General features: G+C 68.2%; 24 protein-coding genes, 1 tRNA gene and 1 pseudogene. 9 read left to right on the top strand and 17 right to left on the bottom strand.

The features are described from left to right. Positions 1-143 precede the first annotated feature (143 nt). The 3 genes from A37E_RS0101775 to A37E_RS0101765 all read right to left on the bottom strand — a co-directional run bounded on the left by A37E_RS0101775 (position 144) and on the right by A37E_RS0101765 (position 3,623). Positions 144-2,189 (bottom strand): NAD(+) synthase, encoded by a 2,046-nt coding sequence (locus tag A37E_RS0101775; protein ID WP_029555054.1) that lies wholly within the window; start codon positions 2,187-2,189, stop codon positions 144-146. 230 nt (positions 2,190-2,419) lie between these two features. After that, a complete protein-coding gene (locus A37E_RS0101770; protein ID WP_029555053.1) occupies positions 2,420-2,911 on the bottom strand; it encodes a ferritin-like domain-containing protein in 492 nt (163 codons plus the stop codon). 217 nt (positions 2,912-3,128) lie between these two features. Then, positions 3,129-3,623, bottom strand: a complete 495-nt coding sequence (locus A37E_RS0101765) for an Rrf2 family transcriptional regulator (protein WP_029555052.1) — start codon at positions 3,621-3,623, stop codon at positions 3,129-3,131. Between the two features lie 136 nt (positions 3,624-3,759). On the opposite strand from A37E_RS0101765, the gene A37E_RS0101760 reads away from it, so the two are divergent. Next, complete coding sequence (locus A37E_RS0101760; RefSeq protein WP_029555051.1) at positions 3,760-4,218, top strand: carboxymuconolactone decarboxylase family protein; 459 nt, start codon at positions 3,760-3,762, stop codon at positions 4,216-4,218. A gap of 26 nt (positions 4,219-4,244) precedes the next feature. Here the strand turns inward: A37E_RS0101760 and A37E_RS0101755 are convergent, their stop codons facing one another. Further along, the gene (locus tag A37E_RS0101755; protein WP_029555050.1) at positions 4,245-4,637 is read right to left on the bottom strand and encodes a DUF4180 domain-containing protein; all 393 of its coding nucleotides are present in this window, start codon (positions 4,635-4,637) and stop codon (positions 4,245-4,247) included. Positions 4,638-4,738: 101 nt separating this feature from the next. Between A37E_RS0101755 and A37E_RS0101750 the strand changes: the two genes are divergently transcribed. After that, positions 4,739-5,284 carry a hypothetical protein gene (locus A37E_RS0101750; protein WP_051678718.1) on the top strand — a complete coding sequence of 182 codons (546 nt, stop codon included), beginning with the start codon at positions 4,739-4,741 and terminating at the stop codon, positions 5,282-5,284. A gap of 588 nt (positions 5,285-5,872) precedes the next feature. On the opposite strand, the gene A37E_RS0101745 is transcribed toward A37E_RS0101750, so the two are convergent. The 4 genes from A37E_RS0101745 to A37E_RS0101730 form a co-directional block, all read right to left on the bottom strand. After that, complete coding sequence (locus A37E_RS0101745; RefSeq protein WP_029555048.1) at positions 5,873-6,535, bottom strand: uracil-DNA glycosylase family protein; 663 nt, start codon at positions 6,533-6,535, stop codon at positions 5,873-5,875. Next, positions 6,519-7,262, bottom strand: coding sequence for an MBL fold metallo-hydrolase (locus A37E_RS27325; RefSeq protein WP_029555047.1), 744 nt, complete (start codon positions 7,260-7,262; stop codon positions 6,519-6,521). The genes A37E_RS0101745 and A37E_RS27325 overlap by 17 nt, the downstream gene beginning before the upstream one ends. 4 nt (positions 7,263-7,266) lie before the next feature. Further along, the gene (locus A37E_RS0101735) at positions 7,267-7,878 is read right to left on the bottom strand and encodes a glutathione S-transferase (RefSeq protein WP_029555046.1); all 612 of its coding nucleotides are present in this window, start codon (positions 7,876-7,878) and stop codon (positions 7,267-7,269) included. 98 nt (positions 7,879-7,976) lie between these two features. After that, on the bottom strand, positions 7,977-8,468 hold the full coding sequence (locus A37E_RS0101730; RefSeq protein ID WP_029555045.1) for a thermonuclease family protein: 492 nt from the start codon (positions 8,466-8,468) through the stop codon (positions 7,977-7,979). A gap of 114 nt (positions 8,469-8,582) precedes the next feature. Between A37E_RS0101730 and A37E_RS25755 the strand changes: the two genes are divergently transcribed. Continuing rightward, positions 8,583-9,662, top strand: coding sequence for a HAMP domain-containing sensor histidine kinase (locus A37E_RS25755; protein WP_051678717.1), 1,080 nt, complete (start codon positions 8,583-8,585; stop codon positions 9,660-9,662). A gap of 2 nt (positions 9,663-9,664) precedes the next feature. On the opposite strand, the gene cobT is transcribed toward A37E_RS25755, so the two are convergent. The 3 genes from cobT to A37E_RS0101710 form a co-directional block, all read right to left on the bottom strand. Continuing rightward, a complete protein-coding gene (gene cobT, locus A37E_RS0101720) occupies positions 9,665-10,687 on the bottom strand; it encodes a nicotinate-nucleotide--dimethylbenzimidazole phosphoribosyltransferase (protein ID WP_029555043.1) in 1,023 nt (340 codons plus the stop codon). A 117-nt stretch (positions 10,688-10,804) separates the two neighbouring features. Further along, positions 10,805-10,993 carry a hypothetical protein gene (locus A37E_RS0101715; RefSeq protein WP_029555042.1) on the bottom strand — a complete coding sequence of 63 codons (189 nt, stop codon included), beginning with the start codon at positions 10,991-10,993 and terminating at the stop codon, positions 10,805-10,807. Further along, complete coding sequence (locus tag A37E_RS0101710; RefSeq protein WP_029555041.1) at positions 10,945-11,652, bottom strand: hypothetical protein; 708 nt, start codon at positions 11,650-11,652, stop codon at positions 10,945-10,947. The genes A37E_RS0101715 and A37E_RS0101710 overlap by 49 nt, the downstream gene beginning before the upstream one ends. 202 nt (positions 11,653-11,854) lie before the next feature. Here A37E_RS0101710 and A37E_RS0101705 point away from each other — a divergent pair, with 202 nt between their 5' ends. Both A37E_RS0101705 and A37E_RS0101700 read left to right on the top strand, forming a co-directional pair. Further along, a complete protein-coding gene (locus A37E_RS0101705) occupies positions 11,855-12,451 on the top strand; it encodes a superoxide dismutase (RefSeq protein WP_024277967.1) in 597 nt (198 codons plus the stop codon). 395 nt (positions 12,452-12,846) lie between these two features. Further along, positions 12,847-14,475: a glycosyltransferase family 39 protein gene (locus A37E_RS0101700; RefSeq protein WP_029555040.1), complete on the top strand. Its 1,629-nt coding sequence runs from the start codon at positions 12,847-12,849 to the stop codon at positions 14,473-14,475. Between the two features lie 90 nt (positions 14,476-14,565). Here A37E_RS0101700 and A37E_RS0101695 read toward each other — a convergent pair whose 3' ends face one another. The 5 genes from A37E_RS0101695 to A37E_RS0101675 form a co-directional block, all read right to left on the bottom strand. Beyond that, positions 14,566-15,975 carry an esterase-like activity of phytase family protein gene (locus A37E_RS0101695; RefSeq protein ID WP_029555039.1) on the bottom strand — a complete coding sequence of 470 codons (1,410 nt, stop codon included), beginning with the start codon at positions 15,973-15,975 and terminating at the stop codon, positions 14,566-14,568. 95 nt (positions 15,976-16,070) lie between these two features. Beyond that, the gene (locus A37E_RS0101690; RefSeq protein WP_029555038.1) at positions 16,071-17,066 is read right to left on the bottom strand and encodes a zinc transporter ZntB; all 996 of its coding nucleotides are present in this window, start codon (positions 17,064-17,066) and stop codon (positions 16,071-16,073) included. 107 nt (positions 17,067-17,173) lie between these two features. Then, complete coding sequence (locus tag A37E_RS0101685) at positions 17,174-18,565, bottom strand: M20/M25/M40 family metallo-hydrolase (RefSeq protein ID WP_029555037.1); 1,392 nt, start codon at positions 18,563-18,565, stop codon at positions 17,174-17,176. 111 nt (positions 18,566-18,676) lie between these two features. After that, positions 18,677-19,108: a hypothetical protein gene (locus A37E_RS0101680; protein ID WP_156026210.1), complete on the bottom strand. Its 432-nt coding sequence runs from the start codon at positions 19,106-19,108 to the stop codon at positions 18,677-18,679. 289 nt (positions 19,109-19,397) lie between these two features. Then, a complete protein-coding gene (locus tag A37E_RS0101675) occupies positions 19,398-21,152 on the bottom strand; it encodes a helicase HerA-like C-terminal domain-containing protein (RefSeq protein WP_081837398.1) in 1,755 nt (584 codons plus the stop codon). 226 nt (positions 21,153-21,378) lie between these two features. On the opposite strand from A37E_RS0101675, the gene A37E_RS0101670 reads away from it, so the two are divergent. The 4 genes from A37E_RS0101670 to A37E_RS26275 all read left to right on the top strand — a co-directional run bounded on the left by A37E_RS0101670 (position 21,379) and on the right by A37E_RS26275 (position 23,383). Beyond that, complete coding sequence (locus tag A37E_RS0101670) at positions 21,379-21,759, top strand: hypothetical protein (RefSeq protein WP_029555034.1); 381 nt, start codon at positions 21,379-21,381, stop codon at positions 21,757-21,759. Positions 21,760-21,849: 90 nt separating this feature from the next. Next, positions 21,850-22,257 (top strand): DUF4332 domain-containing protein, encoded by a 408-nt coding sequence (locus A37E_RS0101665; protein ID WP_029555033.1) that lies wholly within the window; start codon positions 21,850-21,852, stop codon positions 22,255-22,257. 116 nt (positions 22,258-22,373) lie between these two features. Next, positions 22,374-22,449: transfer RNA gene (locus A37E_RS0101660), tRNA-Thr, on the top strand. Positions 22,450-22,771: 322 nt separating this feature from the next. Beyond that, positions 22,772-23,383: a site-specific integrase gene (locus tag A37E_RS26275; RefSeq protein ID WP_348550869.1), complete on the top strand. Its 612-nt coding sequence runs from the start codon at positions 22,772-22,774 to the stop codon at positions 23,381-23,383. Between the two features lie 18 nt (positions 23,384-23,401). Here A37E_RS26275 and A37E_RS25050 read toward each other — a convergent pair. Continuing rightward, positions 23,402-24,571, bottom strand: a pseudogene (locus tag A37E_RS25050) (IS3 family transposase). Positions 24,572-24,595 lie beyond the last annotated feature (24 nt).

Below are 24,595 nucleotides of genomic sequence, written 5' to 3'. Positions count from 1 at the left end.
GACCAGCCGGCCGCCCGGGAGCGCCTTCGGGCATTCCGGGTCTGCAATTGCGCCTTTGGCCATTCCGGCGTGGGGCGCGGCCTCCGAAGGTTCGCGCGGCGCGCGGTGTCACGGCGCAAGGAGGGGAGCCGGGAGGGTTCCCCCTACGCCTCCGGGACGTTGCGCTCCAGCTCGGCGAGCCACACGCCGGGCCCGCTGTCGGAGGGCTGGCGCCAGTCGCCGCGGGGGGAGAGGGAGCCGCCGGAGGAGATCTTCGGCCCGTTGGGCAGCGCCGAGCGCTTGAACTGGCTGGTGAAGAAGCGCGAGAGAAACACCTTCATCCAGCGACGGATTTCGGCGAGGTCATAGGCCCGCTTCTCGCCCTCGGGGATGCCGCGCGGCCAGCGCCCCGCGTCCTTGTCCGCCCAGGCGTGCTCGGCGAGGAAGGCGATCTTGGACGGCGGAAAGCCGTAGCGGGTCAGGTAGAAGAGCGTGAAGTCCTGGAGCGGGTAGGGGCCGATGATGCTCTGGGTGGACTGGATGGTGCCGCCCTCGGTGGCCGGCACCAGCTCCGGGGAAATCTCGGTTGAGAGGATGGCGTGGAGGATGCTGGCGGTCTCCTCGCTCACGTCGCCCGAGGCGGCGACGAAGCGGATGAGGTGCTGGATCAGCGTCTTCGGCACCGAGGCGTTGACGTTGTAGTGGGACATCTGGTCCCCGACGCCATAGGTGCACCAGCCGAGCCCCAGCTCGGAGAGGTCGCCGGTGCCCACCACGAGGCCGCGATGGTGGTTGGCGAGGCGGAACAGATAGTCCGTGCGCAGGCCCGCCTGCACATTCTCGAAGGTCACGTCATAGGCCGCCTGCCCCTCGGCGAAGGGGTGGCCGAGATCGGCCAGCATCTGCCGGGCGGCGGGGCGGATGTCGATCTCTTCCGCGCTCACCCCGAGCGCGCGCATCAGCGCCCAGGCGTTGCCCTTGGTCTCGTCGGAGGTGGCGAAGCCCGGCAGGGTATAGGCCAGCACGTTTGAGCGGGGATGGCCGACGCGGTCCATGGCGCGCACGGCGACGATGAGGGCCTGCGTGGAATCAAGCCCGCCCGAGACGCCGATGACCACCCGCGACATGCCCGTCGAGGCGAGGCGCTGGGCGAGGCCCTGCACCTGGATGTTGTAGGCCTCGTAGCAGTCTTCCGTGAGCCGCGCCGGATCGTTGGGCACGAAGGGGAAGCGCGCCACGTCGCGCGCGAGGCGCACGGGCTCGGCGGGCGGCTCGTAGGCGAATTGGGCGGTGCGGAAGGGCGGGGCGCAGTCGCGCTCCAGCCGCGCGCACTCCCCGAACGTGTTGACCCGCATACGCTCCTGCCGCAGGCGACCGAGATCGATGTCGGCCACCGCCATGGTCGCGTCGGGGGCGAAGCGCTCCGCCTCGGCGAGGGTGTCGCCATATTCGAAGATGGCGGCGTGGCCGTCCCAGGCGAGATCGGTGGTGGATTCCCCCGGCCCCGCCGCCGAATAGGCATAAGCGGCGACGCAGCGGGCGGATTGCGAGCCGCACAGCAGGCGGCGGGATTCCGCCTTGCCGATGGTGATGTTGCTGGCGGAGAGGTTCAGCAGCACTTCCGCGCCGGCGAGCGCGGCCCGCGTGGAGGGCGGCAGGGGCACCCACACGTCCTCGCAGATCTCCACATGGAAGGTGAACGGCACCTCCCCCTCGGACCGGAACAGGAGGTCCACGCCGAACGGCACGTCTTCGCCCAGCAGGCGGATGAAGCCGCCGTGCTCGTCGAGGCCGGGGGTGAAGTGGCGGCGCTCGTAGAACTCGCGGTAGTTGGGCGGGTAGCTCTTCGGAACCACGCCGAGGATGGTGCCGCCATGGATCACCACCGCCGTGTTGTAGAGCCGCCCCTGATGGCGCAGCGGCGCGCCCACCGCCAGCACGGGGGAGAGGTCCTGCGAGGCGGCGACGAGGGTCGCGAGCGCGCCCTCCACCGCATCCAGCAGCGGGGCCTGGAACAGGAGGTCATCGATGGCGTAGGAGGACAGGCCCAGTTCCGGGAAGAGCATCAGGGCGACGCCGTCCTCATGGCCTTGGGTGGCCATCTCCAGCGTCTCGGCAACGGCGAAGCTCGGGTCCGCGACGGCTCCGCGCGGCACGCAGGCCGCAATGCGCAGGAAGTCGTGGCGGTAGAGGCAGCGGAAGTCTCGCATCGCGTCCCTGTCGTCCCGGGTCCGCGCGGCGGCGCGGGCAGGACTCTCCGGTGAATCTTGATCCGGAGCATAGGGCGCGGGGCGACGAATGCCAGCGCAAGGACGCCCCCTCTCATGAAGCCCGCCCCCGCCGGAGCGGGCTGCTCTTTCGTGACATCCGGCCCCCGCCGAAGCGGGCCGCTCTTTCATAACATCCGGCGCCCGCCGGAGCGGGCGCCGGGTGGGCCGCGTCAGGCCGCCTTCTTGTTCACGTTGGCGGAGGCAAGGCGGGAGAGGAGCTGGTCGGTCTCCTTCTCCTCCTTGAGGGTCGCCTCCAGTAGGGGCACCGCATCGGCGAGGCCGAGCTGGGCGGCCCAGGTCTTCAGCGTGCCGTAGCGGGCGATCTCGTAATGCTCCACCGCCTGCGCGGCGGAGAGGAGGCCGGCATCCAGCGCGTCGGTGCCGGCGAAGTCCTCCATGATCTCCTTGCCCTCGTCCACGATGCCGACGATGGCCGGGCAATGCTTGCCGCGCGCCGCCTTGCCCATCATCTCGAACACCTGTTCCAGGCGCTCGATCTGGCCTTCCGTCTGCTCCTGGTGGGTGAGGAAGGCGGCCTTCAGTTCCTCGGACTGGGCCGATTTCGCCATCTTGGGCAGCGCCTTCAGGATCTGCTTCTCGGCGTAGTAGATGTCCTTCAGCGTCTCGGAGAACAGATCCTGCAAAGTCTTGGACTGTGCCATGGGACGTTTCCTTTCGGTTGGCGTTGTCGCCGGTTGTTCTGGTGTCGCCGACCCAAATCACGCCGCCGCGCCGCCGCGTGCGCCGGCGCGCCTCCATCCGTGGAGCTACGGGTGGAACGTGGTCTGTCCTTGGGCGATCACCCGCGCAAATACGCACCGGGCTGCGAGCACAACGGGCAAGCGGCGGCGAAGTTCCGCAGCGTCGCGCGGTGCCGATCTAGCGCTGGGCCTCGCGCACGAAGGCGGCGATGGTCTTCTGGCTCTCGGCGTCGATCAGCGCTTCGCCATCCTGCGCGAGATCGGCGAGGGTCTGCGCGCGCAGCGACTGGCGCCACAGCTCTTCCGCCGCCAGCATCCGGCGCTTGATGAAGCAGTCCGTCTTGTAGGCGCAGGGGTCCTTGGACTTGCCCGGTCCGCGCCGGCGGATTTCCTTGCAGGTGAAGGCGGGCTCCTTGCCGTCGATGGCCTCCACGATGTCGAGGAGCGTGATCGCGCCGGGGCTCCGCGCCAGCCGGTAGCCGCCGCGCGGGCCGGGCAGGGCTTCCACGAGGCCGGCCTCGGTGAGGGCGCGCATGTGCTTGAGCAGGTAGCTCTCGGACAGGCCGTGCATCTCGGCGAGGCTCTTGCCCGGCAGCACCTTGCCCGGCTCCAGCCAGCACAGCACCAGCGCGCAGTGCAGCGCCGCCTCCACCCCGTCTCCCAACCGCCTCATGCGCGCTCCGGATGCTGCCTCGGGCCCACCACCAGCCGGCCTCTTTCCTACCTCGATAATCATCGATATAATATGTCTATGATTCTCGGCCAGAGGCTGGCGGGATCGCAAATCCGAGAGCAGACAGGAGAGAGGCATGGAACCCAGGATGAACGTGGCCGAGGCCGCCCCCGCCCTTTATGCCGCCGTGCGCGCGCTCGACGGGGCGGTGATGAAGTCGGGGCTGGAGAAGCGCCTCCTGCATCTGGTCAAGCTCCGGGCGTCGCAGATCAACGGCTGCGCCTATTGCATTGACATGCATGTGAAGGAGTCGCTCGCCGACGGCATTCCCGCCCAGCATCTCCACATGCTCACCGCGTGGCGCGAATCGCCGCTCTACAGTGCCCGCGACCGCGCCGCGCTGGAATGGATCGAGAGCGTGACGCTCATCGCGCAGACCGGCATTCCCGACAGCGCCTATGCGGCGGTGACGGCGGAATTCTCGCCCGAGGAGATCGCCAAGCTCACCATTGCCATCGGCACCATCAATGTGTGGAACCGCATCGCGGTCTCCTCGCGCATGCTGCACCCAGTGGATCGCCCCGCTGCCGCCTGAGGCGAGACCGCCGGCGCGCGGGGAGGCTATCCCCGCGCGGCCGTACCCTTGAGGCGCTCGGTCAATTCCTCCACCGTCCCGACGAACCAGAGGCTCTCGCCGCCATTGGCCTCGCGCACGAAGTCGCGCAGTGGCCCGCTCACCGCCAGATGGGCCGAGATGTCGCCGATGACGGCGACGCGCAGGCGATAGTTCACGAAGCGCTGGGTGATGCGCCCGGCAAGCCCGCTCGCCAGCCGGAAGAAGTCCGGGCTGAGGCGCGCCGCCGGAATGGCAATGAGCTCCGCCCCCTCGCCGAACGCCGTGCCGAGCAGATCGTCCGTGTCGCCCTCGCTGGCGATGGGCGCCGCGTCGGCCGCGCACAGGAGCACCCGCAGCCCGCTGATTTCGGTCACGACATCGGTGCTGGGGATACGCATGGGACTTCCGTTGCGTTCGGGTGGATGATCCGACCAGATTGAATCGATCCAGCGGGTGCACGTCCAGAGGGTGCGCGCGACGCGAGGCGGGAGAGACCGGGATGGTGGACAATCGCACGGCGGGTGGCGCACCCACGGACGCGAGCGCAGGCCGCGACTTCTGGCTGCGCGAGGGGCCGTATCTCGCCATCCTCGCCCTCACGGTGGGCGGCGTCGCCTATGTGGCGATGACCCGTCGGCCGCTGGTCACGTTCTGGGAGTTCGTGGCGGTGGCGAGCTGCGCGGTGGGCATCTTCGCCGGCTGGCGGCGCGCGGCGCTGAAAGAGCAGCGCTTGCGGCTGGTGGTGACGCAGCTCCTCCACTGGGGCGCCTTCCTCGCCGCCATGAACCTCGTGTTCCTGCCGAGCGTGCAGGCGGTGGCGGACGCGGATTCCACCAGCCTCATCGTGCTGCTGCTGCTGGCGCTGGGCAGCTTCGTGGCAGGCGTGCACACCCAGTCGTGGCGCATGGGGCTGAACGGCGTGTTCATGGCCCTGTGCGTGCCGGCGGTGGCGTGGCTCGACCAGTCCGCCCTGTTCGTGGCGCTGGTGGGCGCCGCCGCCGTGGGCGCCGCCGGCTTCATCCTCTGGGCGCGCCTGCGGATTTGAGGAGCAAAGTGGGAGCCGGAAGGGAGGGCGAAGCCGCCCCGCGCACGGCTCCAACCCGTGTCGTTCCAGAATCTCCGCTCGTCATCGCCCGGCTTGTCCGGGCGATCCGCTCCTCCGACTGTGCACTGTTGCCAAACCCGCCCCGGCCCAACCGTGGATCGCCCGGACAAGCCGGGCGATGACAGCTCAAAGCCTCGCCTCTTGCCTTGAGGGTAGTATTTGCGCCAGCAGTTCCCCGGACAAGCGACACCGAAGGTGGAGCGCTGATCCCAGGACCAGCGCAAAAAGTCCCGCGCAGCGGGACGAAGCCTGTGAGCGGTGGGGTTCGGAAGCGCCTTCGGCGGTACTCTTGCGCTAGACCCCGGCTCGCATTCCGCTGGCGCTGCATGCGTCCGGGGCGCGAGGGCGGTTATGGGGCCTCCCCTCTCCCCTCGCGGGAGAGGGGCCGGGGGTGAGGGGGCTGGCCGCGCAATCCCGGTGCTGGGGCAAATGGAGCGATACCCCTCACCCCAGCCCTCTCCCGCAAGGGGAGAGGGAGTGCAGCCTGCGCAAGGGCGTGGCCGTCGTTCTCCCGGAGCGCCCGCCCACTCAGCCCCGCCCGAGCGCCCTTGCGATGTCCGCCTGAAGCTGCGGCAGCAGCTCGGCCTCGAAATAGGGATTCTTCTTCAGCCAGCCGGTGTTGCGCCACGAGGGATGGGGCAAGGTGTAGACCGCCACCGGCTGGGCAAGCTTTTCCCCTGCCGCGCGCACCGCCCGCCAGTTGGCCACCGTCTCGGTGAGGCTCGGCTTCAAATGCGCCGCGAGGCCAAGGCGGGCGAGGTGATAGGCCTGCGCCGGCCGCCCCACGGCGAGGATCAGCCGGAACGGCGGCAAAGTGGCGAACAGCGTGTCGTGCCAGGTGGCGACGCATTCCCGCCGGGGCGGCAGATCGCCCCCTGATGCATCCTGCCCCGGAAAGCAGAAGCCCATGGGGGCGATGGCGATGTGGGCGGCATCGTAGAAGGTGTCCTTGTCCACCCCCATCCAGGACCGCAGCCGATCGCCGGAGGCATCGGTGAAGGGCAGGCCCGAAAGGTGCACCTTCGTCCCCGGCGCCTGGCTCGCCACCAGGATGGAGGCGGTGGCGGACACCCGCAGCACCGGTCGCGGCGTGTGCGGCAGGGGCGCCCCGCGCGGCGTCTCCCGGCACACCCGGCAGGCGCGGATGCGCGCGACGAGCGCGTCGAGGTCGTCCTCAGATGTCGCGCTCAAGCCCGTCCTCGGCCACGGTGAAATGGGCGGTGTCCACCTCGCCCCGCCGCGCCCACATCTCGTCGCCCATATGGGTGAGGAGGATATGTTTCGCGCCCAGCGCCTCCCGCTTGGCGGCGATGGTCTCATAGGCCATGTGGCCGTGCGGACTGCCCTCGAAGGCGAAGCACTCGCAGATGAAGAGGTCGGCGCCATGGGCGATGGGCAGGAGCGCGTCCGTCCACTCCGTGTCGCCGGAGAAGGCGAGGGTGCGCTTGCCGTCGGTGATCCTGAGCGCGGTGGAGGGCGCGCCCGAGCCGTGGATCACCTCGGCGGTGGTGAGGGTGAAGGGGCCGTGCCGGGAGGTCGAGCCGGGCTCCACCTCCTTGACCTCGAAGTCGAACCGCCAGGCATTGCTGGCCATCTTCGGGAAGAGGACCTCCATGGCCGCATCTATCCGTACCTTGGTACCGGGCGGGCCAATGATGGTCAGCGACTCGCTCCGGCGGTGGACGAACTGGCCGTCGAGCAGGAGGAAGGGCAGGCCACCGAAGTGATCGCCATGCAGATGGCTGATGAACACCTGCCGAACCGCACTGGAATCCATGCCGAACCGGTGCATTTGAACGAGTGAACTCGCACCGAAGTCGAGGGTTGCGACAAGCCCGTCCGTCTCGATGCGGTAGCAGGAATTTCCCCGCCCGCCCGAGCCGAACGCATCGCCGCAACCCACCACCTTAAGCTTCATGATTTCAAGCCTTTGCACTCGGTCGCTGGGAGACGACGTCGTACCAGCGCTTGAGGTGGGTGTGGTGCTCCGGCACCTCGGTGCGGATCACCCGCAGGAAATCCACCGCCACCAGCATGGTGATGTCCGCCACCGAGAAACGGGACCCCGCCACGAATGCCCGGTCGGCCAGCTGATCGTTGAAAAAGCCAAGCGCAGCCAAGACCTTGGGCTTGTTCGCCTCGCCCCATTCCGGCACCTGCGGCACCTCCATCTGGGCCATGGCCGGGTTGAGATGCCGCAGCACCATCATGATGGGATAGAACAGGTCCAGCTCCACCCGCCGCTGCCACATTTCCACCAGCCCCTGCTCCTGCGGCGTGTGGCCGAACAGGTTGGGCTCGGGCTGCAAGGCCTCGAAATAACGGCAGATCGCCATGGTTTCGGCGATGGCGCTGCCATCGTCCAGCACCAGCAGGGGCACGCGCTGGCGGGGATTGAGGCCGGTGAATTCGGTGCTCTTGTGCTCGCCCTTGCCCAGGTCGACGGGCACCAGCGGGACGGAAATTCCCTTTTCCGCCAGGAAGATGCGAACCCGGCGCGGGTTCGGCGCCCGGTTGGTGTCATAGAGCTTCATGGCGGCGCGTTTCCCCTGTCGTGACATTTATGGCCAGCGAAAAACCATGCCTGCGGCGACCGCGCAAGGTCCGCCCGTTCCGTCCGCCCGTTCCGCGTTCAGGGCGTGCGCGGATGCGCGGTCCGGTAGTCCGCGGGAGGCTGGAAGCTGCCCGCCCACAGGCCCCGCCGCGCCGCCCGGGCCTCCGCCTCCTCGCCTTGGTAGGCCTTGCCCAGATAGGCGACGGCCAGTCCTTTCTGGACCATCAGCGCGGCGATGTCGGTGCCGCCGACAGTGCAGAAACCGAGTGGCCGCCTGTATTTGTCGCGCTTCTCGGCCCGGCAGGATACCGGGCCGCCGGCCAGCGCCTCTTCGAGCGCAGCCCGCGCCGCCTCCCCGCAGCGCCACGGGCGGCCGTCGCTCTCGCAGGTCTGGCGCAGCTCCGGCGCGTCGATGCCGGCGAGGCGGACGTGGGTGCCGGCAATGTCCAGCGTGTCGCCATCCACCGCCTCGGCACGCCCGTCCAGATGCTCGGCGCGCGACAGCATTTCCACGGCGGCGGCGAGCACGGCGAGGATGACGGCGGCGCGCAAAATATCGAACAGACGCATAGGGTTGAACGATCCGACCTCGGTTGCGCGATGGGCGTCGCACGTTTGGCCGGGAGGATGGGGCGGGGGCGTTAACCAATCGTTAACCTACCTGCCGCAGGAGTCGGGACCAAGGTGACGTCACGCAGGGTCGTCGATTCCACCGACACTCCGACCGCGAAGGGCTTCCGCCGCATGTCCGGCCCCCTCTGCCTCCCGCTCGGCAACGCCGCGGCCTCCCAACCGGAGCCGGCGCAAGCGGGGGAGGGATTCGCGGCGCCGACGGTCACGTCCAAGGCCTTGATCCTGCTGGCGATCCTCGCCTCTGGTGGTCTCGCTCTGGCGGGTGGTCTCGCCGCGGGGCTTGCGGGTGCGATCCTGGGCGCCGCAGGCGCGGCCTTCGCCTTCATGCGCGTGGCAAAGCATGTCCGGCGCCTCGATGCGGAGCGGGCAGCCGCCGAGGCGCGGGCCCTGGCCGCCGAGGCGGAAAGCCGGCGGGTGGTGGCGGAAAGCCTTGCGAAATCTCGATTTCTCGCCGAGATGAGCCACGAGCTGCGCACCCCGCTCAACACCGTGATGGGCTTTTCCGAGATGATGGCGGAGGAGGTGCTCGGCCCACACCGGGTGCCCGCCTATGCCGGCTATGCCCGCGACATCCACGGCGCCGGCCGGCACCTGCTGGCGCTCGCCGACGACCTGCTCGACCTCGCGCGCATCGAGAGCGGGCACCGCACGCTGGTGGAAACCCCGGTGCGGCTCGATGTGCTGGCCGAAGACTGCCTGGCGATGATGCGCCCCCTCGCGGCGGAGCGGCGCCTCAGTCTGTCCCTGGAACGGCTTGGCACGCCCCGGCTGTGGGGCGATGAGAGGGCGATCCGGCAGATCGCCCTCAACCTCTTGGCAAATGCGGTGAAATTCACGCCCCTGGAGGGGCAGGTACGGCTCGTCGCGGCCGTGGACGCAAAGGGCGGTGCCGTCCTTATCGTCGAGGACAGCGGACCGGGCATAGCCGACAGCGAGCTGCCGCTGGGCGGCGCCCATGCCCGCGAGAGCCGGCTCGATCTCGCAACCGGCCGTGGCGCGGGCCTCGGTCTCGCAATCGCCCGGGGGCTCGCCGCCCTGCATGGCGGGGAGCTGGAGCTTTCCCGCCGCGCCGGAGGCGGAACGCGGGCGCGCGTGACGTTCCCGCCCGCCCGGACCTTGCGAGGGGCCTGAGTTCAACCCTCTGAGACGCCGGCCTCGGCGAAGGTCGCCATGCCGCGATGGCACGCCACGGCGGCCTTCACCACGCCGATGGAGAGCGCGGCGCCCGAGCCTTCGCCCAGCCGCATGCCGAGATCGAGGAGGGGCACGAGGCCGAGCCGGTCCAGCAACTGGCGATGGGCCTTCTCCGCCGAGACATGGCCGGCGAGGCAATGGTCGAGGGCGGCCGGGTTCAGGGCGTGAAGCACGGCGGCAGCTGCCGTCACCACAAAGCCGTCCAGCACCACCGGCACCTTTTCGTGCCGCGCGGCGATGATGGCGCCGGCGATGGCGGCGATCTCCCGCCCGCCGAGGCGGCGCAACACTTCCAGCGGATCGGACAGGTGGTCCTTGTGGAAGGCGACGGCGTCGCGCACGGCGGCGATCTTGCGCTCCAGCACCTCGCCGGAGGCGCCGGTGCCGGCGCCCACCCATTCCTCCGCCGTGCCCCCATAGAGGCCGTGGCAGATGGCGGCGGCGACCGTGGTGTTGCCGATGCCCATCTCGCCGAGGCAGAGCAGGTCCGAGCCGCCGGCAATGGCCTCCATGCCGAAGGCCATGGTGGCGGCGCAGGCCTTCTCGTCGAGGGCGGCGTTCGTGGTGATGTCGGGGGTCGGATAGTCGAGCGCGAGGTCGAACACCCGCAATCCGGCGTCGAAGGTGGCGCAGATCTGGTTCACCGCGGCCTTGCCGGCGGTGAAGGTGGCCATCATCTGCTTGGTCACGGCGCCCGGATAGGGCGAGACGCCGCGGTCGGCAACGCCGTGGGTCGCGGCGAACACCGCGACCATGGGGCGATTGACCGTGGGCATGGAATTGCCCTGCCAGGCGGAGAGATGGGCGGCGATGGCTTCGAGCCGCCCCAAAGCGCCCGGCGGCTTCACCAGCTGTTCCTGCCGGGCGATCGCCGCTTCGCGTGCGCCCTCGTTGGGGCCGGGCAGGGTGGCGACGAGCTGGCGGATGTCGTCGAAGGGCGAGCCGGTATCTTGCGGGAACATCGGACGGAATGACCTCTGGGCGCCGGCTTCGCCGGGCGGGGAACGCTGCCGCTCAATAGAGCGGGCGTCCCGATCCGGCAAATCCGCTCCGCCGCCCGGCGGGGCGACGGGTGCCGCTCAGCCGCCCTGCTGGGCCTGGGAGACGTGGTCGCGCAGCTCCTGCAGCGAGGCGAAGCGGACCACGCCGGTGGGCAGCTCGGCCTGGATCGAGCCGTCCGAATAGAGGGTGTAGGCCATGCCGCCGACGATGCCGGACTTCAGGATGCGCGGTTCGTCGGGCTCGCGGGCGGGAGCCGGCGCGGGCACCGGAGGCGGCGTCTCGGGGGCGGCGCGGGCCGGGCGGGGGGCGGCTCATAGCCGGTGCGCGGACGGGGCGGCGCAGGCGGGGCGGCCGGCGCCTCGGGGGCGGGCTCGGGACCGCGCTGAAGCCGCTGGCGGCGGGCCTCGACCATCGGGTCGGCCGGCTGGCCGGCCTCCGGGGGAGGCAGCAGCGGGGAGGGGCCGGCGGGTCGGCGCGGCGCCGGCGGGCGCTCAGTTTGGCGCTCGGGTTGGCGCTCTTGCTGGCGCTCGGGGGCGCGCTCTTGCGGCCGTTCCGCCGCCCGTTCACGGGCCGGAGGCGCTGCGGCCTCGGCGTCCGCCTCCTCGGGGGAGAGCAGATCATCCACGGAGAGGCGCGGCGTCGCGCTGCGGCCGGCGCGGGCGGAACGGGCCGCCGGCTGCGCTGCGGCTTCCTCGGCCTCGGCCTCACCGGCCGGATAGGAGCGCTCGATCTGCCGGGTCAGCCGGTCCAGCTGGCGCAGCACCAGCCCCATGGCGGTGATGACAAAGCCACCCGAGGCGGCGACGGCGCCGGTGGTGATGAGGGTATTGCCGAAGGCCGAGACGTAGATCGTCACCCCGAGGCCGATGACCGCAAGCCCGGCCAGAGCGATAAGAACGCCGAGAAGGACCAGGAACCACCACATCTCGCACCCCGCTTCCGCATGCCGGCCTCAGCCGGTCTAATCAAAGGTGGTACCTCGGCGCGAAAATCGGCCGCTTCAAGGTTGTTTGATGGCGAGCACGACCCTATCTAGGTCCACGCTCGGACATGTCGTATACCCGGTATGGCACCGGGGCAGCGATTTCGCCCCGGGCGAAATGCCGGATAGATTGCGGAGATGTTTCATGTCCTTCACGCTGCCCGACCTGCCCTATGCCTATGACGCGCTTGCGCCGTACATGTCGCGCGAAACGCTGGAATACCATCACGACAAGCACCATCTCGCTTATGTCAACAATGGCAACAATCTCCTAAAGGGAACTGAATTTGAAGGGAAAACCCTTGAGGAGATCGTCGTGGGCTCGTTCGGCAAGAACGCCCCGCTCTTCAACAATGCCGGCCAGCACTACAACCACCTCCATTTCTGGAATTGGATGAAGCCCAACGGCGGCGGCCCCATCCCCGGTGAGATCGAGAAGAAGATCATCGAGGACATCGGCTCGGTCGAGAAGTTCAAGGAGGACTTCATCGCCGCCGGTGTCGGCCAGTTCGGCTCGGGCTGGGCCTGGCTCGCGCTCAAGGACGGCAAGCTCGTCGTGCTGAAGAGCGCCAATGGCGAGAACCCGCTGGTGCAGGGCGCGACCCCGATTCTCGGCGTCGACGTGTGGGAGCACTCCTACTACATCGACTACCGCAACCGCCGCCCCGACTACCTGAAGGCGTTCGTCGACCACCTGATCAACTGGGACTACGTGGCCGAGCTTTACGGCAAGGCCGTCTGACGGTTTCCCTCCCGGCGGGCCTGCGCCTCCTCGGATCGCGCGGGCCCGCATGGGGTATGCGGGGCGGGGGCAACGCCCGGATGCAACTCCGACGCGCAAGTGCCTATCTAAGACGCGGCGGCTGCGTTCTTCTTTTCCCGCCAGTGATCGACTCTGCCTCCCAAGAACATTTAGCCGCTTAACCTTACCATTGGTCAGCGACGCTGCCGCAATTGCTCCCGAAGCTGCCTTAATTTTTTGCAACCTACAGCATAATTTTGTTGCGATCCTCCTCTACTCCATCTTAGCTGTGATCCGCGTAGCCATCTGCGGTATTATGGTGGCGTATCGCGCTGGGGGCCCGGGAGCGATCCTGGAATCGGCGCGACAGGAGTTGGGTTCGGGATCCTCCATCAATGTCGTTCCTCGATATCGAACGTCGGCCGGGCGCGATTGCGGACGCCTGCGCCCTTGTCCTGATCGCCGGTGTGGCGGTCATCGCCGCGCTCACCTTCTCCGACTACGGCCTCGGCTGGGATGACTTCACCCACTCCCAGTATGGCGACCTGCTCTATTCCTATTTCTCGTCAGGGCTGACGCACCGGAAGGTCTTTTCCTTCGTCAACCTCTACTACTACGGCGGCGGGTTCGACCTCGCCGCAGCGGCCCTCGCCAAGGCGCTGCCCTTCGTCGATGTCTTCGACATCCGTCGGCTTCTGGGGGGCCTCGTCGGCGTCATCGGCTTTGTGCTGGTGTGGCGGGCTGGCCGGCGGCTCGCCGGGCCCTGGGGCGGCGTTGCCGCCGTCGCGCTGCTGATGATCTGCCCGCTCTATTACGGGCACATGTTCATGAATGCGAAGGACGCGCCCTTCGCCGTCGCGGTTGCCGGCGTGCTCTATGCCTGCATCCGCGCGTTCGACGAATTCCCGCAGCCTTCGCCGCGCACGGTGACGCTCTTCGGCCTGTTCCTGGGTCTGGCCGTCGGTACGCGCGTCCTTGGGCTGCTCTGCGGCGTGTATCTGGCGGCGGCCATCGCCTTCGTGTTGGCTGTGGAATGCGTGCGCCTCGGGATCAAGCCGGCGCTGCTGCGCACCCTGCGTTTCACCGGCCTGCTGATGCTGGGGCTGCCGCTCGCTTATTTCGTGCTGGGCATCGTGTGGCCCTGGGGCGTCGCGGAACCGCTCAATCCGCTCGTGGCGCTGAAGTATTATTCCCACTTCTGGGAAGTGCCCTGGCGCGAGATGTTCGAGGGCCGGCCCATCCTGGTGCCGGACATGCCGCGCACCTATGTGCCGACGCTCTTCTCCGTGCAGATGCCCGAGCTGTTCCTCGGCCTTGCGGTCGGCGGCGCGGCGGGGGCGATCGTCTCGGCGTTCGTGGGCAAGGATACGCCGGCGAAGCGCGCCCGGCTGGTGCTCATCGTGACTGCGGCGGCCTTCCCGGTGCTGCTGACCGTCGTCACCCGCCCGGTGATGTACAACGGCATCCGCCACTTCGTGTTCGTCACTCCTGCCCTGGCGCTGCTCGGCGGCTACGCCGCATCCTGGCTGTGGCAGAAGGCGCAGGGGCTTCCGCGCCTCGCCCGGGGCGCCGTGGCTGCAACGTTCGCGGTGGGTCTCGCGGTGCCGGCGGTTGATTTCCACAACCTGCACCCTTACGAATATACCTACTACAACCATTTCGTCGGCGGCATCAAGGGCGCGGACGACCTGTTCATGCTCGATTACTGGGGCCTTGCCTTCAAGCAGGCCACGGAGGAGCTGGACGAATATGTCGAACAGCACCGGCGCACGCTGCCGCAGGGGCGCAAGCTGCGCGTGGCCGTATGTGGCCCGCACTTCGCCGCCGCCGCGGAACTCGGTCCGCGCTATGAGACGACGTACGACAGCAAGAACGCGGACTTCTATATGCGTCTCGGCGAGTTCTACTGCGCCGACGTGAAGGCGCCGCTGCTGGTCAAGGTCGAGCGCGAGGGTGTCACCTACGCCACCGTCTACGACGTGCGCGGCCGGCCCTTCCCGAGCGTCTTCGCGGCCGGCCAGTAGGCCGATCCACCCCACGCGATCCGCCAACCGCCAATCGAAAAGGCCGGGCTCGCGCCCGGCCTTTTGCTTTCGTGCGCTGGCCCTCCAGGCTCACTTGGCGCCGAGCAGCTCCGGCACGCTGAGGAGGACGAACTCATTGTCGTCGTTCTTCTGCGGGCTGCGGCCGGCCGAGTAGGGCAGGTTGTTGTCGTTGCCCACCACGATCTCGGTGGGGCTCACCATCACCACGTCCTCGATGGTGAAGAAGGGCAGGTCGAGAACGCCTTCGGTGCCACCCTGCTTCGCCTTGCCGTTCGGATCCTTGATGGCGAGGAGGTCGATATAGCCGACCTTGCGCACCGTCTGGCCGGCGGTCTCGGGCGAGAAGGCGATCTTGTAGACGCGCTTGAACTGCGCCGGCTTGTCGAAGCAGGAGGGCTCGGCCTTGCCGGCGGCGCAGGCCTTGAAGCGGGAGCCTTCCAGGCTGTCACGCTCGATGACGAGGCCGTGGGTGTCGTCGATCATGTTGAAGTCGCCGATGGCGTTGCCCGCCACAGCCAACGGATACTTCCACGAGCGGCCGGTCCATTCGCGCTTGCCGAGATCGAACTCGACGATGCGCAGCACCTCGGCCTCGCCCACCTTCTCCTTGCCGCCGGCGGCCGCATCGAACAGCGGGCCTTCGAGCAGGGCGTAGAGCTTCGTCTTGTCCGGGGAGAGCGCCATGCCCTCGAAGCCCTTGGAGCGATAGACGTTGAACGCCACCTTGCCGTCCGGCGCGCCGGGCGTGGTGACGGCCGGGTGATCGGGTGAGCGCACCACCTTGCCGTCCACCTTGGTCTCGAACACCGCCTTCACCTTCCCGTCGAGGTCGGTCTCGATGAGGAAGGGGCCGAACTCGTCGCCGAACCACAGGCTGTCACCCACGCGCTGGATCGATTCGAGATCGAAGTCCGAGCCGGTCAGGTAGCGCGTGGCGGTGCCTTCCATCGTGATCGGGTAGGGCACCTTGCGGTCCGGGTCGCTGATGAAGATGGTCTTCAGGCGCTCGATGGTGCCAGCCTTGAAGTCCATCTTCAGCCGGTGGGCGGTCAGCATGGCGTCCGGCGAGTTGGCCTTGGAGCCGAAGCCGTTGTCGGTGAGCACCAGGAACGTCCCGTCGCCCTCGGAGACGATGCCGGAGAAGCCCTGCACCGGCTGGCCCTGGAACGGCAGGGAAAGGCCGGTCTCGCGCGGGGCGGACGCGTTGGACAGGACGCTCACGCCCTTGACGCTGCCGATGGCATCGATGCGCACGCGGTCGGCGCCGGTGAACTTGCCCGACGTCTTGAGCGCATCCGGCGCGTCGGCGGGGGCGGGGACGAAGGTCGCGGCCGGCAGGACCACGTGGCCGGCGAGGACGGCCGGGAAGGCGGAGCCTTCCGCGGCCTTGTCCTGGCTGGACTTATCCTGGGAAAGAGCCGGCGAAACAAACGCGGCTCCGGCGAGCAGCGCGAGGGCAAAGCATTTCAGGGTGCGCATGGGAAACCTCCAAAGGTCCGTGCGCACCGCATCTGCGGCATCATCCTTGACGCAGCGGCGACAGCCCCGCGAACTTTGCATGACCTAGAGGAAGATCAGATCCATCTCAGCCGGCGGAAGCTCCACAGGAGGATGAAGCCGAGCAGCAGCAGGAACACCGAGAGCGCCCAGAAGGCGGCGGGATCGCTGCTGCCGGGAATGCCGCCCACATTCATGCCGAACATGCCCGAGATGAGCGTCATGGGTGCGAACACCACCGTGACCACGGCGAGCACCAGCATGGACTTGTTCATCTGCTCGGCGCGTGCGTCCACCATCTGGTCGCGGATGACGGCGGCGCGCTCGCGCACGCTGTCCAGCTCCTCGGAGAAGCGGGCGACGCGGTCGGCGGCATCGCGCAGGCGGTTCCTGTCCTTGGGTCCCATCCAGGGGTCGTCTTCCAGCGCGAAGTGATTGAGCGCCTCGCGCTGTGGCGCGATGTGGCGGCGCAGCTTGATGGCCACCCGGCGCAGCACGGCGAGCTTGGGCAGAAGCTCGGACGTCTCCGTGACGAGGACGGCGTCCTCAAGTTCGTCGGCCTCCTCGATCAGCGTCGTCACCACCGCATCCACCCGTTCCACGAGGCGCATGGAGAGATCCGCCACGAACTCACCCTGGGAGCGCGGGCAACGGCCGCGGCCGAGCGCATCCTCGAAGTCGGCGATGGCCGAGAGGAAGTCGTGCTGCACCGAGACGATGCGGCGAGCGTCCACCCACAGATGGACGGTGATGAGCTCCTCTGGCAGCGCGTTTCGCTGCAGGTTGATGCCACGCAGGGAGAGCAGGGCGCCATCGGCGAACATCACGCAGCGCGGGCGACACTGGTCCTCCGCCATGCTCTCCAGCGCCGGTGCGTCGAGACCGACATCCTGCCGCAGCCAGGTTTGCGACATCCGGGGCAGATGACGAAAATGCAGCCAGATGAAGCCGCCGTCGGGGGCGGTGGCCGACACGGCCTCCTCCGGCTTGATGCGCCCGGCGCCCCCTTTGCCGTCGAACCACCACGCCGAGACGAGGCCCTGCGTGTCGATGGTGGAGGCGGGAGAGGCCATGGCAGGTTCCGTCGCTGACGTATCGTGCCCTTCCTCGCACGATTGCACGACGCGAAAAAGTCTTGGCGTTGCGTCAGCTCACCGCTGCGCGTGTTTGCCTGGCGCAGCTAACGCCGCGCGAGGGCGTCGAGAATCCGCACCCAGCTTCGCGTGCCCTTGTGGAACGACGTGAGGTCGTACTTCTCGTTGGGCGAGTGGACGCGGTCGTCGTCCAGGGCGAAGCCGATCAGAAGGGTGTCCACGCCCAGCCGGTCCTTGAACTGGCCCACCACGGGGATGGAGCCGCCCGAGCCGATGGTGACCGGAGCGACACCCCACTCCGCCTCAAGTGCCCCGGCGGCGTGGCCGAGGTCCGGGCTCTCCGGCGGCACGAGGAAGGCGCGGGCGCCCTCGCCCCAGTGGAAGACGGCCCGGCAATCGGCGGGCACGCGCGCCGCCACGAACGTTTCGAAGCCCGTCCGCAGCTTGGCCGGGTCCTGGTCCGCCACGAGGCGGAAGGAGATCTTGGCGGTCGCCCGCGCGGGGATGATGGTCTTGGTGCCGGCCCCGGTATAGCCGCCGAACATGCCGTTGACCTCGAAGGTCGGCCGCGACTGGATCTGCTCGATCACCAGCCGGTCGCTCTCGCCGGCCGAGACCGAGAGGCCGACCGGCTTCAGGAAGGCTTCAGCGGTGAGCCCCAGTTCCTGCCAGCGGGCGCGGACTTCGGCGGGCGGTTCGCGCACATCGTCGTAGAAGCCGGGCAGCGTCACCCGGCCGCCGTCGTCATGGGCGTCGGCGAGGATGGCGGCGAGCACATGGATGGGGTTGCGCGCGGCGCCGCCGAACAGGCCGGAATGCAGGTCGCGGTCGGCACCCTCGATGGTCAGCTCGGTGTGCAGGATGCCGCGGAGCGAACTGGTGATGGAGGGGGTGCGCTGGTCCCACATGCCGGTGTCGCAAACGAGCGCGAGATCGGCCGAAAGCTCGCCCGCATGGGCGGCGAGGAAGCCGGGGAGGTTGGGCGAGCCGCATTCCTCCTCGCCTTCCAGCAGAACGGTGACATCCACCGGCAACGCGCCGCGGGTCGATCGGAACGCCCGGAGCGCCTCGAGGAAGGTCAGCACCTGCCCTTTGTCGTCGCAGGCGCCGCGGCCGACGATGGTGCGTCGCCCGTCCGGCGTGGTGCCGAGGCGCGGCTCGAACGGAGGCGTTTCCCACAGGTTCAGCGGATCGACCGGCTGCACGTCGTAATGGCCGTAGAACAGCACGCGCCGCGATGCACCGGTGTCTGTGTGGGCGACCACCACCGGATGGCCAGCGGTGGGATGGACGACGGCGGTGAAGCCGAGAGCCTCAAGCTCTCCCGCCACCCAGTCCGCCGCGCTCCGGCAGGCGGCCGCGTGGGCGGGGTCGGTGGAGATGGACGGAATCCTGAGGAAGTCGAACAAACGCTCCAGCGCCCCGTCGAGCCCCGCATCCACCGCCTTCAGAACCGGATCAAGTTCCGTTGCCGCCATCTCGCCCTCCGCCAGCGCAACCTCTGTCACGGGCCGCGATGGCCCCGGAATCGCTGGGATGCTGGCGGTAGCGGGACCGTCTGGCAAGGTGCCAGACGGTCAGGCGCCGGATCAGCTGGCGGTGACGAGATCGGCGGGCGTGGCGATCACTGCAGAAGCCGGGCGCCCTAGACGGCGCGCGCGCTGGAGGACCGAGCCGATGCGGCGATAGAGCAGTCGCGGCGCGACGGGCGTGCCGAGCGCGGCGTCATAGCCGGTCCGGCCGGCGATGCGCACGAGCTGCTGCGCCGGAACTTCGGCAACGAGCACGGCAGGAATGCCGGCACCGAAGCGGAAGGGATTGGTGGGGGCATCCTCGGGATCGTCCACCTGCACCACGAGCACATCGGCGGTGCCCTGGGCGGAAGGATCGGTCACTTCGTCGATGGACGCGACCTCGCGCACGGATCCGACCCCGAGGGCGGACAAAGCGAGGCGCGTCGCCTGGCGACGTTCCATATTGGCATCAAGGAGGACGATGCGGGCAGTGGGTAACACCTTCATGAGGCGCTCCAGGTCATGGCGCGCCTCGGTCCCCATCCGCACGGGAAGAAGGCTCGGGCACGCGTGGTGAGCATCCCTGCCGACGCGACCCCGCAATCCCGCCGACACTCTATGACTCTACCGCTAGGAGTCTTCTGACGCAACACTTTCGACGCCGCGACCGTTGAGCTGCCCTGTCGGACCGCCGCGATCGCGGCCACGCTGCCGTTAGGTACCGACGGACGGTGCGACAGCACCTTGAGCCGTGCTGCGGCCGGATCGGCCCGGCGCAGAGGCCATCACACGCCCGTCACCGTTTGCTGATGCTGCCCAGAATGCCTCTCAGGATGGCTTTTCCCAGCTGGGAGCCGACCTGAGTCGCCACTGAACGCGCCACCTGCCGCACCACCACTTCGGTGGTGGACATGCGCGTGCTCGGCCGGGTGCCGGTGGAGCCGGTACCGGCGGTTCGCCCGGTGGGGGAGGGGACGCGCGGCGTCGGCGCACCCGTAGCGGTTCCCAGGACGCCGCCCAGGATGCTGTCGAGAATGCTGCCGCCGCCCGAGGACGGCGCGGCGTCCTCGGGTTCCGGCTGGGTCTTTTCCTCGGCCCGCGCCTGCAGCATCTCGAAGGCCGATTCGCGATCCACCGGCGTGTCGTAGAGGTGCCCGACCGGGCTTTTCGCCAGAATGGCCGCGCGCTCGGCGGGTGTGAGCGGCCCGATGCGGCCGGAGGGCGGCCGGATGAGCGTGCGTTCCACCATGGAGGGAATGCCATTGCCCTCCAGCATGGACACCAGCGCCTCGCCCTTGCCCAGCTCCATGATGGCCTTTGCCGTGTCCAGGTCCGGATTGGGACGGAAGGTCTCAGCGGCCGCCTTCACCGCCTTCTGGTCACGGGGGGTGAAGGCGCGCAGCGCGTGCTGCACCCGGTTGCCGAGCTGGGCGAGAACCGTCTCCGGCACGTCGAGCGGGTTCTGGGTGACGAAATAGACGCCGACGCCCTTGGAGCGGATGAGCCGCACCACCTGCTCCACCTTCTCCAGCAGCGCTTTGGGCGCCTCGTTAAAGAGGAGGTGGGCCTCGTCGAAGAAGAAGACGAGCTTGGGCTTGTCCGGGTCGCCCACCTCGGGCAGGCGCTCGAACAGCTCCGAGAGCAGCCAGAGCAGGAAGCAGGCATAGAGGCGCGGCGAGCCCATCAGCTTGTCGGCGGCGAGGATGTTGATGGTGCCGTAGCCGGAGCGGTCCACCCGCATGATGTCGGCGATGTCGAGTGCCGGCTCGCCGAAGAACTTGTCCGCGCCCTGGTTCTCCAGCACGAGGAGCTGGCGCTGGATGGCGCCGACGCTCTGCGCCGAGACGTTGCCGTAGGTGGCCGTCAGGGTCGCCGCATTGGCGGAGACGTGGGCCAGCATGGCCCTCAAATCCTTCAGATCGAGCAGCAGTAGGCCCTGCTCGTCGGCGATACGGAAGACGATGTTGAGCACGCCTTCCTGCGTGTCGTTCAGGCCCATCAGGCGGGCGAGCAGCAGAGGCCCCATCTCGGAGATGGTGGCGCGCACCGGGTGGCCCTGCTCGCCGAACATGTCCCAGAAGATCACCGGGAAGCTGTCGGGCGTGTAGGTGATGCCCACCTCCTCGGCGCGCTTCAGCAGGAAGTCCTTGGCTTCGCCTTGGGCGGCGACGCCGGAGAGGTCGCCCTTGATGTCGGCAGCGAACACCGGCACGCCGGCCCGCGAGAAGCCCTCCGCCAGCACCTGCAGCGTCACCGTCTTGCCGGTACCGGTGGCGCCGGTGACGAGGCCGTGGCGGTTGGCGAGGCGCAGGGTGAGATATTCGTCCTTGGACTTGGCGTGGGTCGCCGCCGCCTCTGACCGGCCGAGGAAGCTGCGGCCCACGAGGATGCGGCCGTCGGATTCGGGCGCCGGCGCCCGCCCGCCCGCCGGCGCTGCGGACGAGGTTCTCGGAACTGACGTGCGGCTCCAGGGGCCGGCCGGCGGCGCGGCACCGGCCGGGGCGCTCTGTTCAGGGCTCGTCCCGGAATTCGTCCCTGGGCTCTTGACCATGGCGGTGTCCTCACTCGCGGCACGTGGTCCAGCCGAATCGCGCGTTCGGGTCCGGCCGCGGCATCGGGGAGTTTTCGCCCGCCTTCGGGATGCGGGCAAGTCCGTTGCAGCGCCGCTCACGCTTGAGGGCGCCGTTCGGCGGTCGCGGCCCGCCACGCTTGCGAAAGTGCGCCATGCCCGGCAATCTCACGCCAGTCTCGCCTGCGATGCGGCGCAAGGAGATGGCATGGACGAGTTGATTGCGCGTCTGACCGAGCGTGTCGAAGTGAATGGCCCGACGGCCGAGGCCCTGGTTGCCATCGTCATCCAGTTTCTCGCGCGCGAGGCGCCGGCCATCGCCATGGCGCCCCTCTACGAAACCCACCCCTGGGCTAAGGTTCTCGCTGATGCCGCCCCCCGCGAGGACGCCACCGCCCAGTCCGAGCGGCATTTCGGCGGCATGGCGCGTCTGATGCAGGTCGCCGACCGCATGATGGCCCATGGGCTGACCATGCCGCAGGTACAATTGGCCGTGCGCGAGACCGTGGCCTATGCCCGCGAGACTGTTGGCGCGGAACCCGTGAACCTGCTCGTGCGCTCGGTGCCCGGCCTGACCCATGTGGTGTGACGGCTAGGGTCGCGGGGCAGTTGACTCGGCCCACGATTGTGGCCTGATCTTGATGCCGGCATGCACAAGCCGGGTTCGAAGGGGGGTCGCATGTCCTATCCCATCATCGAGATAGAAGGCGTCGGGGCGGTCTTTGCCGAGAAGCTGAAAGCGGCCGGGATCACCACCACCGAGGGGCTGCTGGAGAGGGCCAAGTCGCCCAAGCTGCGCAAGGAACTCGCGGCGGCCACGGGGATCGACGAGAGCCGGGTCCTCAAATGGGCCAACATGGCCGACCTGATGCGCATCAAGGGCGTGGGCGAGGAATATTCCGAGCTGCTCGAGGCGGCAGGCGTCGACACGGTGAAGGAACTGAAGACCCGCGTGCCCGCCAACCTCACCAAGGCCATGGCCGAGGCGAACGCCAAGCGCAAGCTGGTGCGCGCATTGCCCACCGAGAGCATGGTGGAGAAGTGGGTGGCCCAGGCCAAGGAACTGCCGCCCGTGCTCACCTACTGAGCCTGTCCCACCTCACGCCGGCCGCACCGGACCGACCGCCGGTGCGGCGCGCGTGGGGATGCGTTGCGGCGGACCCTTGAAAACCGCCCGTCCTCCCCGTAATAGAGGGCGCGCGTGCCGCGGTAGCTCAGCTGGTAGAGCAACGCATTCGTAATGCGTGGGTCGGGGGTTCGAATCCCTTCCGCGGCACCATTCGACCATCTACTGACGTCGATCGGCGTCGAAAAATAGAACAAAATCAACCGGTGCCCGGCCCCGAGCGTTGCGGGGCGTCGATGGTCGTCTGTTGGCATCCGAGTTTGTTGGCATCGGCGACTGCCAACAAACTCGGATGCTAACACGATGCCCCTGTCGGACGTTGCTGTCCGCACTGCGAAGCCCCAGCCAAACCCTGTGAAACTGTCGGAGCGGGAGCACAAGGCCGGTTCGGATGATCGCCAAGGTGACTTGACTGCTCAGCATCGCGCGCGCCGAGCTTGGGACGCGTCCGATCTCGGAAATCACAGCTGCCGAAGTGCTCAAAGTCCTGAAATCGGTCGACGAACGAGGAAATCACGAGACGGCAAAGCGCCAGCGCGCGACGATCGGCTGCGTCTTCCGATATGCCATTGCCACTACCCGTGCCGAGAACGACCAGACCTATGCGCTCAAGGGCACACTTACTGGGCCGACCGTAACGCATCGCGCAGCCATCACGGATCCGAAGGGTCTTGGCGCGTTGCTCCGCGCGATTGATAGCTTCGATGGGCAACCGACCACGCGCGCGGCTCTTCGGCTTATGCCCATCCTCTTTCCACGGCCAGGTGAACTGCGCATGGCGGAGTGGAGCGAATTCGATCTGGAGAAGGGAGAGTGGACGATCCCTGCATCTCGCATGAAGATGCGGCGGCCCCATCGCAGCCCACTTCCTCGACAGGCTATTGAAATCCTGCGCGAGCTGCACGCGATCACTGGTCGCGGTAAGCTCCCATTTCATTCCGTGCGGACCGTCCTTCGCCAGATCAGCGAGAACACCCTCAATGCCGCTCTTCGGCGCCTGGGCTACGCGAAGGACGAAGTCACGGCCCATGGCTTCCGCGCCACTGAGGTGGTCCCCATTCGCCGGACATTTTGGCGGCTTCGCTAAGCTTGGTTCTGGTGTGTGTCACGCCGCCATGTCGATGCCGTCGCAGGCCATGTGGACCTCCTCCGGCGTTCTGCCGCCGAGAGCCGAGTGGGGCCTCGTACGATTGTAGTAGGTGATCCATCGGCCGATCCCGGCCCGCGTCTCGGAACCGGTTTCGAAGGCGTTGAGGTAGATGCACTCGTATTTCAGCGACCGCCAGAGGCGCTCGATGAACACGTTGTCCATCCACCGGCCGCGGCCATCCATGGAAAGCCGTACGCCGGCGTCCAGCAGCACCTGGGTGAACCGCGGGCTGGTGAGCTGGCTTCCCTGGTCGGTATTGAAGATGCTCGGCCGCCCGAACCGGGACAAGGCCTCCTCCCGCGCCTCGATGCAGAAGTCCACCTCCATGGTGTTGGAGAGGCGCCATAGCAATCCGGGACGGATTGCGTGCGCAATCCTAAGGACAGGACCCTGCGACTGTGCCAGTCCATGATGGCGACCAGGTACAGGAACCCGCGCCGCATCGGGATGTAGGTGATGTCGGCGCACCAGACCTGGTCTGGCTTGTCGATCGTCATGGTCCGCAAGAGATAGGGAAAGATGCGGTGCTGCGGGTGCCGCACCGTGGTCTTCGGTCGCTGGTAAATGGCGGCCAGGCCCATGCGGGCCATGAGGCGCCGCACCCGCTTGCGCCCGACCTCGTGCCCCTCCCGGCGTAAATGGCGGACCATCTGTCGCGAGCCGTACCACGGTGTCTCGAGGAACTGGCCGTCGATCGCCCGCATCAAGGCGAGGCTCTCAGCGCTTTCGGTGCGCGGGCCGCCGTAGAAGGCCGACCGGCTGATGCCGACCAGCGCGCACTGGCGTGTGATCGGCAGCTGAGGGTGATCCGGTTCGATCATGTCGCCTTTCGCCCTCACGCTCAGCGCCCGGAAGCCCGACGCAAAAAATCCCGTTCCACCACAAGCTGGCCGATCTTCGCGTGGAGTTGGTCGATCTCGCTCTCACGGGCAGCATCGGCCGCTTCCGCCTTGCCGGAAACACCGTCGCCATCCCTTCGACGGCCTGCTTCTTCCAAGCGTTGATCATGGTCTGGTGGACGCCGTGCTTCGCTGCCAGCTGGGCCACCGTCTGTTCCCCGCGCAGCGCCTCCAGGGCCACCTTCGCCTTGAAATCCGCTGAATAACGCTTCCTCTTCCCGGTCATCGGGCTCGTCCTTCCGTCAGGCCG

Source organism: Xanthobacter sp. 91 (assembly GCF_000702385.1).
In the GTDB taxonomy this organism is placed as follows: domain Bacteria; phylum Pseudomonadota; class Alphaproteobacteria; order Rhizobiales; family Xanthobacteraceae; genus Xanthobacter; species Xanthobacter aminoxidans.
Note: the sequence above shows the minus strand (reverse complement) of the source record. Positions and strands in the feature narration are given on the sequence as shown.

Excerpts from the sequence above, each read along its gene's own strand:
- A37E_RS0101775 (WP_029555054.1), bottom strand. The coding sequence starts at position 2,189 with ATGCGAGACTTCCGCTGCCTCTACCGCCACGACTTCCTGCGCATTGCG.
- A37E_RS0101770 (WP_029555053.1), bottom strand. The coding sequence starts at position 2,911 with ATGGCACAGTCCAAGACTTTGCAGGATCTGTTCTCCGAGACGCTGAAG.
- A37E_RS0101765 (WP_029555052.1), bottom strand. The coding sequence starts at position 3,623 with ATGAGGCGGTTGGGAGACGGGGTGGAGGCGGCGCTGCACTGCGCGCTG.
- A37E_RS0101760 (WP_029555051.1), top strand. The coding sequence starts at position 3,760 with ATGGAACCCAGGATGAACGTGGCCGAGGCCGCCCCCGCCCTTTATGCC.
- A37E_RS0101755 (WP_029555050.1), bottom strand. The coding sequence starts at position 4,637 with ATGCGTATCCCCAGCACCGATGTCGTGACCGAAATCAGCGGGCTGCGG.
- A37E_RS0101750 (WP_051678718.1), top strand. The coding sequence starts at position 4,739 with ATGGTGGACAATCGCACGGCGGGTGGCGCACCCACGGACGCGAGCGCA.
- A37E_RS27325 (WP_029555047.1), bottom strand. The coding sequence starts at position 7,262 with ATGAAGCTTAAGGTGGTGGGTTGCGGCGATGCGTTCGGCTCGGGCGGG.
- A37E_RS0101735 (WP_029555046.1), bottom strand. The coding sequence starts at position 7,878 with ATGAAGCTCTATGACACCAACCGGGCGCCGAACCCGCGCCGGGTTCGC.
- A37E_RS0101730 (WP_029555045.1), bottom strand. The coding sequence starts at position 8,468 with ATGCGTCTGTTCGATATTTTGCGCGCCGCCGTCATCCTCGCCGTGCTC.
- cobT (WP_029555043.1), bottom strand. The coding sequence starts at position 10,687 with ATGTTCCCGCAAGATACCGGCTCGCCCTTCGACGACATCCGCCAGCTC.
- A37E_RS0101710 (WP_029555041.1), bottom strand. The coding sequence starts at position 11,652 with ATGTGGTGGTTCCTGGTCCTTCTCGGCGTTCTTATCGCTCTGGCCGGG.
- A37E_RS0101705 (WP_024277967.1), top strand. The coding sequence starts at position 11,855 with ATGTCCTTCACGCTGCCCGACCTGCCCTATGCCTATGACGCGCTTGCG.
- A37E_RS0101700 (WP_029555040.1), top strand. The coding sequence starts at position 12,847 with ATGTCGTTCCTCGATATCGAACGTCGGCCGGGCGCGATTGCGGACGCC.
- A37E_RS0101695 (WP_029555039.1), bottom strand. The coding sequence starts at position 15,975 with ATGCGCACCCTGAAATGCTTTGCCCTCGCGCTGCTCGCCGGAGCCGCG.
- A37E_RS0101690 (WP_029555038.1), bottom strand. The coding sequence starts at position 17,066 with ATGGCCTCTCCCGCCTCCACCATCGACACGCAGGGCCTCGTCTCGGCG.
- A37E_RS0101685 (WP_029555037.1), bottom strand. The coding sequence starts at position 18,565 with ATGGCGGCAACGGAACTTGATCCGGTTCTGAAGGCGGTGGATGCGGGG.
- A37E_RS0101680 (WP_156026210.1), bottom strand. The coding sequence starts at position 19,108 with ATGAAGGTGTTACCCACTGCCCGCATCGTCCTCCTTGATGCCAATATG.
- A37E_RS0101675 (WP_081837398.1), bottom strand. The coding sequence starts at position 21,152 with ATGGTCAAGAGCCCAGGGACGAATTCCGGGACGAGCCCTGAACAGAGC.
- A37E_RS0101670 (WP_029555034.1), top strand. The coding sequence starts at position 21,379 with ATGGACGAGTTGATTGCGCGTCTGACCGAGCGTGTCGAAGTGAATGGC.
- A37E_RS0101665 (WP_029555033.1), top strand. The coding sequence starts at position 21,850 with ATGTCCTATCCCATCATCGAGATAGAAGGCGTCGGGGCGGTCTTTGCC.